Genomic DNA, 11,914 nt, shown 5'->3' on the forward strand with positions numbered 1-11,914 from the left:
ATAAATTGCTCTTGACAATGGGCATTGCAAAATTATGCAATTTATGCATGAGAAATAACTTATTACCCTGGGTGTTTTTTCGGCGATTGATAGCTTTGTTGGTATTCTCTGCTCTGTTCCTCGCTGGTGAGCTCGTTGCTGCAAGCAGCGTGCAAATCAAAGAAACGGGACCACAGAAATTTGAGCTGCTGGTCGATGGTAAACCTTTTTTCGCTAATGGTGTTGGCGGTTATAACAATCTACCAATGCTTAAAGAGATGGGAGGCAACTGCTTTCGCACTTGGGGCATTGAATCGCTTGAGGAGCGTATTGATGGCAAACCTCTCTTGGATTATGCTCATGATTTGGGGCTTAAGGTGGTCGTTGGAATTTGGATTGGCCACGAGCGGCATGGTTTTGACTACATGGATCAGGCTCAATTACGTAAGCAGCGCAGGGATGTCGAGGGTGCCGTGCGCAAATACAAAAACCATCCCGCGATTCTCATGTGGGGACTTGGTAACGAAATGGAAGGCCCAGCCTCGGGTGGTAGTGAAATTCGTATTTGGGAAGAGTTGAACCATCTAGCTAAGCTTGTTAAAAAAGAAGATCCCAGTCATCCAGTAATGACTGTCATCGCGGGCATCGGTGGAGAGAAGGTGAAGAATATTATTAAGCATTACCCTGAAATCGACGTATTGGGCGTCAACGCCTACGCTAGTGCTCCAGGCGTAGGCGGTGGTCTTGTGGAACAGGGTTGGAAGAAGCCGTTTATGCTGACCGAATTTGGGCCCAGCGGTCATTGGGAAGTTGGTCATACCTCATGGGGTGCACCGATTGAGCCCACTAGCCGAGAGAAGGCGGCGTCATATTTCGCAACGCAGAAACGCGTGATTGAGGACGGGCAGGGGATGTGTTTGGGCACTTTTGCTTTCCTCTGGAGCCACAAGCAGGAAACTACGTCTACATGGTATGGAATGTTTCTACCAACCGGTGAAAAACTCGGTACAGTTGACGCAATGGGCTACGCTTGGAGCGGAGAGTTTCCTGCCAATCGGAGCCCTAAATTAATTTCGCTGTCCTCGTCGGCTGATCAAAAGAAAGTAAAGCGAGATAGTTTACAGAAGGCGCATGTTAAAGTGAAGGACGCTGAAGGAGATCCACTTGAGATCGACTGGGTAGTTACTGCTGAGAGCACCGATCGTCAAGTTGGTGGTGACAAAGAGTCTGTGCCGCCCTCGTATCCGAGTCTAATCGTTAGCAATGGTGACGAAAGCCTTGAATTTTACGCCCCCTCGAAATCGGGTGCCTATCGACTTTTTGTCTATATCCGCGATAACGCGGGTGGCGCAGCTACAGCGAATTTCCCATTCTACGTCGAGTAAAATTACGTAAGAAATCTGATTAGGCTATGATTAGTGATAGTATTTCCGGCACCGAAATTCGGAGTGAAAAACAAAGTTGGCATGCTGATGCTGACGAGTCTAGTACCGTAATGGTGAATGACGAACGCTTTATCGCTATTGAAAGAGCAGAGCTAATGGCGTCATTTTTCCTGACAATGGTTAGCGCGACGAATCACTGGTTTTTCGTCAGCAGCCAGGGCGCATTGACGGCGGGTCGTGGGTCTCCTGATACAGCACTGTTTCCCTACTATACAGTCGACAAGATTATGGACAACTGGAATGTGACCGGCCCGCAGACAGTCATCCAGGCGGGCAGTTCTCGTTGGGAACCTTTTAAGCCCTATTCCGAACGGCATTTTGATATTCAGCGTCGATTGTTAAAAAGCATCAATAGTGATTCCATCATTTTTGAAGAGACCAATCTGAGCTTGCAACTACGTTTCACCTATCGCTGGCGGACGTCAGAGCGTTTTGGCTTTATTCGCACCGTGATGCTGCAAAATTTATCGGAGAAGCAGCAGGCGCTTGATGTGGTAGATGGTTTGGAGAATTTTCTGCCTGCTGGTCTCGACCAGCGTACGCAGAACGTATATAGTTGCCTTGGTGATGCATATAAGCAGACCGAAATCGATGCTGGATGTGGGTTGTTGGTTCACCGGATGGCATCGGGGCTAACGGATGAAGCTGTGCCGATGGAGGTGTTGCTGGCGACCACAGTTTGGTCTCATGGCTGGCCTCAAAGCAGAGTGCTTGGGCAGCGCAGCTCGGCCATGGCATTTTTAGATGGACTGGGTTTGAGTGAGACGGATCGAATACGCGCCGCTCGCGGTGCGTATTACAACGCTGGTCGTATTATACTACAACCCCGTGCGAAGAAGGAATGGGGACAGGTGGCAGAGATTCTCCAGACTCAGTCCAATGTCGCCTTGTTGAGCAATCAGCTAACAGAGCCAGATAAGCTCTGGGAAGCTGTTTGTGCCGATATGGACAATGGAAGTGAAAGGCTTGAAGGACTGCTTGCGTCATCGGATGGCTGTCAGTTAACAGCAGATACCCCTTATTGCGCCCATCACCGATCTAATGTCCTTTTCAATATTATGCGCGGTGGTGTATTTGCTGATAATTACTCTATCGACCGCGAGCTTTTGATTAATTCGATCCGCGTGTTCAAGAAGAATTTGAGAATTGAGGAGGAAAAATGGCTAAATTCACTGCCCGATAAGATTGGCTATCCGGAATTAATTGTGAAGGCGCGTCAACAAGACAGTGAAGATATTGTTCGACTTTGCCGAGAGCACTTGCCGTTGGTTTTCAGTCGACGCCATGGGGATCCGAGTAGACCTTGGAACCGATTCAATATTAAGACCAAAGATTTTCAAGGGCGTGATCTTGTTGGGTTTGAAGGCAATTGGCGGGACATTTTTCAAAATTGGGAAGCACTTTCCTATAGTTTTCCGCGCTTTAACGATGCATTTCTAAACAAGTTTTTAAACGCGTCTACGGCAGACGGCTATAATCCTTACCGTATCACGTCACGCGGGGTGGATTGGGAAAAGCCAGACCCAAATGACCCCTGGGCGTCTATTGGCTATTGGGGGGATCATCAGATTATATATTTGCTCAAGTTTTTGGAGTTTTCCGAGCATTTCAATCCCAACGGATTTCGCTCGATGTTGCACGAAATGAGTTTTGTTTTTGCTGATGTGCCTTATGAAGTAAAATCGTTCACTGAGCTCGTAAAGGATCCAAAGCAGTCAATTCGGTTTAACAAAGAGCATGATCGCCTAATTAATGATCGGGTGACTGAATATGGAGCCGATGGAAAGCTGTTGCACGATGTTACCGGCGCTTTGCATCGAGTTAGCTTGATGGAGAAGCTGCTCATACCGGCGCTGGTTAAGCTCAGTAATTTTTGTCCAGGTGGTGGAATCTGGATGAATACGCAACGCCCAGAGTGGAACGATGCGAACAATGCATTAGCAGGGTGGGGCTTGTCGATGGTCACCACTTCTTACCTATACCGATATCTATGCTTTCTTCAGAGCTTGGTGGTGGATGAGGATATTTCTTTCCAGTGTAGTGAGTCGGTGCTTGAGCTCCTATCTGCGCAGCAACGGATTTTTAAAGCATCGCCTGAGTTAAGCTGTTTGTGCCGCCATGAGTGCTATAATTTATTCAGTCAATTGGGACTGTCTGGTGAGCAATATCGTGAACGTGTTTACGCTAAAAAATTTGGATCACAAAGTAAAATAAGAGCCACTGAAATTTCAGAGTGGATTAAGTCGGCTCTTGAACATGTCAAGTCGACGATTGTCTCCAGTCAACGCTCAGATGGTCTCTTTCATTCATATAACACACTGTGCATAGATGCAGAATCCAAGTCTGCTAGAGTTAAACATTTGGGGGAGATGCTGGAAGGCCAAGTCGCCGTGTTGAGCTCGGGTATTTTGTCTCCGCTTGAATCGATAGCTGTTCTTGAAGCGCTTCGGTCCAGCCAATTGTATTGTCCTCAGAGAAATAGCTATGTGCTATATCCAGACAAAGAGTTGCCTGCGTTTCTTGAGATGGGACGAGTTCCTATGGTGACAGCGAAAGCGGTTCCGCTTTTGGCTAGATTGCTGGAGCAGGGGGACACATCGTTGATCGAGTATTCGCCTAGTGAGGGCTGCTGTCGATTTAACGCTAACCTAGCGAATCGTTTTGAATTAGATAAAGTCCTTGATGGTTTTGAATCGAACAGTGAGTTGGTTGATCTCATCGCTAAGGATCGTGGTTCTATCCATCAAATATATGAGGCCACTTTCAACCATCAGAGCTTCACTGGTCGCAGTGGCTCGATGTTTGCTTATGAAGGGCTGGGGAGCATATATTGGCACATGGTTTCGAAGCTGATGCTTGCTGTCGCAGAAATCGCGCTGCAGGCAGCAGAATCTGACGACGCCAGCTACCTCAAGCTAAGAACCCACTATTATACGGTTCAAGATGGACTAGGTTTCCGCAAGACATCTGAGGAGTATGGAGCCTTTCCTCCTGACGCCTACTCGCATACACCTGCTCATGCTGGCGCGCAGCAACCGGGTTTGACTGGCATGGTGAAGGAGGGTATTTTAGCCCGGTTCGCTGAATTGGGGGTGAGTTTTGTTCGTAGCAGAATTCGTTTTAAGCCACGTCTACTGCGTGATCAGGAGTTTCTACAAGAGGATACATGCTGTCGAATTCTTAGTAAAGATGGCACGTCACGCGAATTGAATGTTCCTGAGCGCGGGCTTCTATTTACGTTAGCGCAAACGCCAATAATATACCAGTTATCCGATAGGGATACTACGCAGATCCAAGTCTATGATGCTCATGGAACAGTGACCATAATTGACGATGATAAACTGCCGAGTAATATAACTGCTGAGATAATCGATCGAATGGGGAGCATCGACCATCTCGTCGTCAGACTATCTGCATCGAATGATTTACGATGAGTGATAGCGAAAAACTAGCATTTCGGGAAAAAGTTGGTTATGGTTTCGGTGATACTGCATCGAACATCTATTTCCAGTTCGTGAACATTTTCCTCCTGTATTATTATACAGATGTTTTTGGCCTCGCTCCAACGTCTGCTGGTATTCTGTTTGTGGCGGCGCGTTTCTGGGATGCGATCAACGACCCACTCATGGGCGTAGTCGCGGACCGAACCAACACCCGTTGGGGGAAATACCGGCCTTATCTTTTATGGATGGCAGTGCCGTTTGGACTCATAGGTTATCTATGCTTTGCTAACCCGAATTTCAGTGAAACTGGAAAACTCATTTATGCATACGCAACCTATATTGGGCTGATGATGGTCTACACCGCGATCAATGTCCCATACTCGGCATTGATGGGCGTGATGACGCCAAGCTCTAAGGAGCGCACCAAGTTGGCGACTTATCGTTTTGTTGGTGCATTTTCAGGCACACTATTGATATCGCTGGCGGTGCGTCCGTTGGTGCGTGAGTTGGGTGGTGGTGATGAGGCGCTTGGCTTCAAATTAACAATGGGACTATTGTCCATTGTAGCTGTTGCTCTTTTTCTTTTTACGTTTGCCTGGACCAAAGAGCGTGTGAAGCCACAGTGTAATGAAAATACCAGTATCAAGCAGGATATTGTGTTTCTATTTCAAAATCGCCCTTGGATTATTATGGTCATTGCGGCTATTCTTACACTGTCCAATGTTGCGGTGCGCGGCGCTGTTACGGCTCACTTTCTAAAATACTACGTTGGTGACGACGGTCAGTCAGTGTTTTGGTTCTTAGATAAGACATCGCTGATGCTGACTTCTGGCTCATTGGCTTTCATTATCGGGATATTCTTTACCAGTTGGTTCAGTAAGACCTTCGGAAAGCGCAATTCGCTGATGGCGTTAACACTGTTAAATGGTGCGACTTTATTGGTGTTCTATTTCATTCCACCGGATGCGTTCTATCTCATGCTTACCGTGAATGCGCTGGGAAGTTTACTTGCTGGGCCGACGCCGGTATTGGTTTGGGCGATCTACACTGATGTTGCTGACTACGGTGAATGGCGCTTTGGTCGTCGTGCAACCGGGTTGGTGTTTTCTGCCGCGATGTTCGCCCAGAAGATGGGTCTCGCTATTGGCGGTGGCTTATCCGGTTGGCTGTTAGGCTACTTCGGCTATGTCGCCAACCAGCAACAGACACCAGAGACTATTAATGGCATTCGATTGCTCTTTTCGGTGTTGCCTGGTGTGCTAGCCATCGCCAATGGCATAATACTTATTTGGTACCCCCTTTCGGACGACGACGTTTCAAGCATCGAAGCCGAACTGAAAGTCCGCCGTGAACTTAGTAACCCTGCATAAGATTAAATTATGATGAAAATGACCTCTCTCATGGCGTTATCGGCGTCAGTCTTAATTGGCCCTGCTAGCGCAGTTGCATCCTTCGAAATTTTCCAGACATCTCGTCAAGGCGATCGCTTGGACAAAGTAGATGCGGAGGCAACCGGCCCTTCTACCTACACACTGACGTTGAATCCTGAAAAAACCTATCAGACGCTGGTTGGTATCGGTGGCTCTTTTACGGAGTCTGGGGGCCAGGTTCTCAGCGAACTTTCCAAGACGAAGCGTGAGCTTGCGCTGCGAAGTTATTTCTCGCCAGCTGGCGCTCATTACACGCTCACGCGTACTCACATTGCAAGCAGTGACTTTTCTGTAACCAACTACACCTATGCGCCGGTTCCGGGAGACAACGAATTGGCGCATTTCTCAATCGATCCGGACCGCAAATATTTGTTGCCCATGATCAAGGAGGCGCAGGGAATTGCAGGCGCGGAATTTAGTATTCTCTCGTCGCCATGGACGCCACCGCCTTGGATGAAAACTAACAATGATTGGAATGGAGGTCATCTTAAGCGTGAGCATTATCAGACATTCGCCGATTATATTGTTAAGTACATTAAGGCATATGAAGCTGAGGGAATCCCCATCTGGGGCATCACGCCGGCTAATGAACCACTGGGCAATGGTTCGAATTGGGAGAGTGTTCATTTTTCTGCTCAGGAGATGAGTGAATACATTGGGGACTACCTTGGGCCCGTACTCGAAAAGCACGCGCCGGCCGTCAAAATATGGGCCTACGATCAAAACCGCGGCCATCACCTTGTCGAGTGGGCGGAGGCGATTCTGGGCAATTCGAAGTCGGCCAAGTATGTCGAAGGTATGGCGATCCATTGGTACCAAAGTACAGTCGACATTGACGCAGAGTCGTTGGACAAAGTGCATGAGGAATTTCCGAACAAACAGATTTTGCATTCCGAAGGATGCATTGACGCCATAGGAGACGATGAAGAAATTGGTGTCTGGCTGGAAGACGATTGGTATTGGCGTGCTGAAGCGACTGATTGGGGCTACACTTGGGCTGCTGACGAAAATAAGGTGCACCATCCCAAGTATCGTCCGTTTTACCGCTATGCTCGCGACTTGATTGGCGGCTTTAATCACCACCTTGTTGGCTGGGTTGATTGGAATATGTTTCTCAACACTCGTGGCGGCCCAAATCATGCGCGCAATTATTGTTTAGCCCCAATTCTGGTGGATAGTGGAAAGGATGAGTTCTACCGTACTCCCTTGTTCTATGCAGTGGCCCATTTCAGTCGCTACATGCGTCCCGGTGCCAAGCGCATTGATTTGACCGGCCATGACCAGTTTTTAATGGCGACTGCTTTCAAGAATCCTGATGATTCAATTGCCGTTGCTGTGTTTAACACGTCTGAAGAGAGTATTAACTACGAGTTGAAAATGGGTGCTAGTCAAAAGTTGTGTTCGATCCCCGGTCAGGCGTTACAGACAGTTGTAATTAGCCACCCTTAAGAAGCGAATTTTGATTGCCCACATGTCTATTGCTGGTCTTCTGATTCACTTGGTGGAGGTCGATCGTAGAAGGATAGCATGTCGACGATGACCTTGTCCCGCCCAGGAACGGGGCGACCATCGCGTAGCAACAAGAGTACGCGTAGGCCGGGACGGAGGGCTATCGGGTTGCTGAAGATCAGTGACCATTTGTCATCCGTGTGGGCGGCCAGGCTGATGACCACCCGCTGACGCTCGGTGTCGAAATTGAGATGATGACTCTGACCTGGCGACAACTGAAAATCCTCCTCACTCAAGCGAAAGGCCAAGTCTACATTGGATAGATTGATCACGAACACAGTCTCCTCTGGTCGGCTTATCGAGGAATCGGGTAGACAGATGGCGGTGACATCTTCAGCTGGATTTCGATTCAGAATGACGAGCCCTTGCTCCAAATCAGTCGGAAGGGAAAGCCCTAGCACTTTTTTTCGATGGAGCACTCCCTTTTCGTCAGGGACATCTCGGTAGAGGCTGAGCATGTTTTCTTCATCGTAATCATAGATGGATGAAAAGACATTTTCGTCGGCACGGATATACACTTTGTTTTTTCCGCTGACAATATACAGGTCGTCGTGGATACTACCATTTAGGCTGATGAAACGCAGGGAAAGCGCTAAACCACAAAGTGGGGTGAAGAGGAGTACGGTGAAAATGAGGCGCCAAGCTAAGAACATAATTATTTAGATTTCATTGGTGGCAAGCCAGCGGAAGGACACCAGTTGGAAGCGGCGCCCAAAGAGGTCATTCGTGGTGTCATCTTGTGGGGTTTCCCAAGGATCAAGATTATCGTCTAAGTAATATGGTAGGCGTTGGACGGTTGCTTCACACCATGCGCGACTTTCGATCTCGCCACTGATTGGATTTCGTACGTCGCCGTAACAGCGAATAATGAAAGTGTCTGAGCGGGCGGTGAGAACAGGGCTGAGCGTGGTCAGCAGGTCGGCTTGGGTCAAGTAACCGGGAGCGAAGGCTGCTCGCGAAGCGAAGGGCTTGTCGACGTCATCGTCGTTATCGCTGCCTATCCAGTGAGAGCGAATTACGACGGCGGGAATCACGTTTTGTGTCACATCAATCTGCTTGTCAGTATCAGTGAAATCTTCCTGTCCATTGATTCGCTCTTCGTTGGGTATTCCTGGATCAGAGTCCACCGAATCGATCGCGGCCTGAAGCGGGCCTTTCAGGCCAGTTTCGTCGTTGGCAAGCCGTCGATTAACAAAGTCGGCCATCGAAGAGAATGGCCCACGCAAACGCACCTGCTCGACTATTTTCTCAGCTAAATGGTCGATTTGGGCGTCAGTCAACGCACGATTGCCGCTCCAAATGGAGTTCGTGCTGATGTTGGTGTCGGAATCGAGATAGCGCGGGAAACTGTGGGTGAGCTCGGTGTCCGAGTCGGATGCGATGATGCCGTTTCGGCTGTGCAGGAGCGCCTTCCATGCTTCCACGGAGGTGGAGTTGACGTTGAAGGCACCTTCCACCATGAGGGCCGAGGCGGCCTGTGTTGGTTTGGTCAGACGCTGACGGATCGTCTCGGTTTCGCTGCCACCTTCCTGTAGGATGGTGTTGCGCGCATTTGGCAGGAAGTAAGAGGGATTGAGAATCTGGTCCGTGGTCAGTTCGTTGGGTACGGTGGAGAAGAAGTAGTCGTCCCAGAGCGCTTCGTTGAGAGTGTAGGAAAGGTCGTAGATGTTTTCCAACTGGCGGAAGGGGGGATATTGCGGACGATTGTCGACTCCAGCGCCGTAAAGCGAAGTGACGGTTTGCTCGCGGGGAACCCAGGGATCGGCGAGGGAGTTACCCACAGCGTAGGTCGGGTTAGAAGTCATGAGCGAGAGGTTGGCGTGCTGCAGTTGGGCGAGGGAAAAAATGGGCGTTTGTGCTGGTCGAAAAGATTTGACCACCATGTCGACGGGATTGCCGTTTTCATCCAGTCCGACATCGGGTCCCGGCCCGACCGATCCACGGTTGTTACTGCCGAAGCTTGGGCCTGGGTGGGTGCTGCCCTGTATGTCCATGTAATAGACATGGCTGCCGGTGCCTCTGGGGCGGAGGGAGTCTGGGGCGATCGGGTTAAAGAGGGCTATCCAGCGGGAATGCTGTCCGAAAGCACCATAAGTGTCCTCAGAGAAGCGCATTTCGATCCGGCAATATAGCAGCGGCTCGAAGATGAGTCCAGGGTCGCGATTTTCAAAGTTGAAGGGGCTGTTCACTGGCGAGTGACTATAAATTCCTGTCGAACCTGGAGATTGTATGTGTTGGTAAATGACATCTTCGTCGTCGGCATCGCGAAGTGAGATCACCATCTGTCCGGGGCCGTTACCCATGTAATAGGCGACTGGCTCGGTGGTGTCATCGGTCTTCGTAGTATGAAGGTCCTCTGCGCTCATAATTGGACCGGGTAATGTCACGGAATTGTCGGCCCGGATTGGTTGGTTGGGCGATAAGACATTGTGGGACTCGTTGTATGCTTCCGACGTATCGAGGGTAAATACCAAGCTCTGGCCAGGCTCGATTTGAGGCGAATTGAGGCGGAAGCGAAGTTCTCTTTCTTCGGCGGGTATTTGGTCGTCGACTCCCTTGAAAATCGGATAGTTGAGGTAGCCTGTGGCGAAGGCCTGCGAGTCGTAGCTCCCCCCCGGTGCTTTGTCGCTGGTAGCGCGTCGCAGGATCGGATGCGATATATATGGGCCTACCGCATCGACGGCTTCGCTTTCCTTGCCGACGATAATCGTGAAGTAGTTGTCTCGCGTATCAAAAAGCATGGTGTAATCATGGGCGGCGATCGGCACGTTATAGGGATTCCACAGGACGACGACGGGAAAAATGTGGAGGTTCATGGGCTGTCCCTCCCCGGAATTGGAGACGTTGAAGCCGATCCGAGTGTAGGTAATATAGGGGTGCAGGCCTGAGCTCGATGCGGGGATGTCTTTTGTGGACTGGTTCGATGAGGTGGCGATGCGATCCGGCGCAATGGGGGCGTAGGCGTTTCCGTCGCCGATGATTTCGGCATACTCACGAATCATACCCCAAGTGGGCAAATAGGTGTCCGCTTCGGTGATGTAGTCGGTGTCGCGTGGAGGGTTGGCAGCAGAGTCAGGTTGGGCCAGCCATGCTGTGAGGTCCTTTTTCAGCCCTCCATCGACAACATTAGCCAATACGCCGCGCGAAGTGGTGGTCAAGTCATGGAATCGGTATGCAAGTGCGTCATGTAGAGTTTTCTCGGCGATGACTGAGTTGGCGGATAGTGGTAGTTGGCTGAGCGATTGCACATTATTGAGGGAGCTCTTGAAATCCGGATCATCGGCGTCGTAGGCGGTGCCCAAGTCATTTCCGATGGAATCGCTCATACCCTCAATCCCACTGCGAGCGTTGCTGATGTAGCGATATTGCTTGGCCGTGTCGTTGCTGATTCCGGTGGTGTTCAGGACTGTGGGGTCAGGGCTTTCCCAAGGGTCAGTCAGCTTGGCATTGGCCTTGGTGCCTTCGTCCCCAATCCAGTAAGCAAAGCGTCCATTCCCATCACCGATGGATTCACTGAGGACTTTGACTTGCGAGCTGGCATCGACGGACTCGTGCAGCATCCAGACAACCGTGTCGTCAGTGGATGGATTCCCCAAGTTATCGGCGGCGTCACTTTGGCCGCTTACCAGCCATGCCAGAGGGATCGCGGGATCGAGCGGACCCGAGGTGGTATCCCATACACCGGTGAAGTATGGATTGGCCACATCTGCGACTAAATCCGCCCGCGCTGTCACTCGTTGGTCTGACCCGGCCAATTGCTGGACTTTCCCTAAGGCGACCTGTAGGCCCAATAGTGCGTTCTGCTGTGCCTGCACCCTATTCAGAGATTGCGTGGTGGAAAGCACCTCCACTCTGGTCAAGGTCGTGAGGGATAGCGACAACAGAAGAATAAACGCCATCAGCGTCATACTGATTATCAGGGCGAAACCTTGTTGGCTTGAGGTCGATCGTGGGGGGGGGGGCGAGGGCATCAGTGGGGAAGGGTGTTGCTCTTCGATTACATGGTTAGAGTATCTATTAAGCATCATCGTTTCAACCGCTCATTTGAGCAATGACTGAATCCTTCTATCAATAGAATTTGAACGAGATCGCATTGACTCGATGCTTG

At 50.0% G+C, this 11,914-nt stretch carries 6 protein-coding genes; 4 read left to right on the top strand and 2 right to left on the bottom strand.

Annotation, left to right across the window (positions count from 1 at the left end; translation table 11 throughout):
* Positions 1 to 47 precede the first annotated feature (47 nt).
* From IE065_RS10310 to IE065_RS10325, 4 genes are read left to right on the top strand one after another with little or no spacing between them, the layout of a single operon-like run.
* Positions 48 to 1,364 carry a glycoside hydrolase family 2 TIM barrel-domain containing protein gene (locus tag IE065_RS10310; RefSeq protein ID WP_189514700.1) on the top strand — a complete coding sequence of 439 codons (1,317 nt, stop codon included), beginning with the start codon at positions 48 to 50 and terminating at the stop codon, positions 1,362 to 1,364.
* Between the two features lie 26 nt (positions 1,365 to 1,390).
* Positions 1,391 to 4,858, top strand: a complete 3,468-nt coding sequence (locus tag IE065_RS10315; RefSeq protein WP_189514702.1) for a hypothetical protein — start codon at positions 1,391 to 1,393, stop codon at positions 4,856 to 4,858.
* On the top strand, positions 4,855 to 6,237 hold the full coding sequence (locus tag IE065_RS10320; protein WP_189514704.1) for an MFS transporter: 1,383 nt from the start codon (positions 4,855 to 4,857) through the stop codon (positions 6,235 to 6,237). The genes IE065_RS10315 and IE065_RS10320 overlap by 4 nt, the downstream gene beginning before the upstream one ends.
* Before the next feature lie 9 nt (positions 6,238 to 6,246).
* The gene (locus IE065_RS10325; RefSeq protein ID WP_200163408.1) at positions 6,247 to 7,746 is read left to right on the top strand and encodes a glycoside hydrolase family 30 protein; all 1,500 of its coding nucleotides are present in this window, start codon (positions 6,247 to 6,249) and stop codon (positions 7,744 to 7,746) included.
* A 26-nt stretch (positions 7,747 to 7,772) separates the two neighbouring features.
* Here the strand turns inward: IE065_RS10325 and IE065_RS10330 are convergent, their stop codons facing one another.
* Positions 7,773 to 8,459, bottom strand: a complete 687-nt coding sequence (locus IE065_RS10330; protein WP_189514705.1) for a hypothetical protein — start codon at positions 8,457 to 8,459, stop codon at positions 7,773 to 7,775.
* A 6-nt stretch (positions 8,460 to 8,465) separates the two neighbouring features.
* Positions 8,466 to 11,777, bottom strand: coding sequence for a hypothetical protein (locus IE065_RS10335; RefSeq protein WP_189514707.1), 3,312 nt, complete (start codon positions 11,775 to 11,777; stop codon positions 8,466 to 8,468).
* Positions 11,778 to 11,914: the final 137 nt, after the last annotated feature.

The organism is Cerasicoccus arenae, assembly GCF_014651635.1.
GTDB lineage: Bacteria > Verrucomicrobiota > Verrucomicrobiia > Opitutales > Cerasicoccaceae > Cerasicoccus > Cerasicoccus arenae.

Excerpts from the sequence above, each read along its gene's own strand:
- IE065_RS10310 (WP_189514700.1), top strand. The coding sequence starts at position 48 with ATGAGAAATAACTTATTACCCTGGGTGTTTTTTCGGCGATTGATAGCT.
- IE065_RS10315 (WP_189514702.1), top strand. The coding sequence starts at position 1,391 with ATGATTAGTGATAGTATTTCCGGCACCGAAATTCGGAGTGAAAAACAA.
- IE065_RS10320 (WP_189514704.1), top strand. The coding sequence starts at position 4,855 with ATGAGTGATAGCGAAAAACTAGCATTTCGGGAAAAAGTTGGTTATGGT.
- IE065_RS10325 (WP_200163408.1), top strand. The coding sequence starts at position 6,247 with ATGATGAAAATGACCTCTCTCATGGCGTTATCGGCGTCAGTCTTAATT.
- IE065_RS10330 (WP_189514705.1), bottom strand. The coding sequence starts at position 8,459 with ATGTTCTTAGCTTGGCGCCTCATTTTCACCGTACTCCTCTTCACCCCA.
- IE065_RS10335 (WP_189514707.1), bottom strand. The coding sequence starts at position 11,777 with ATGCCCTCGCCCCCCCCCCCACGATCGACCTCAAGCCAACAAGGTTTC.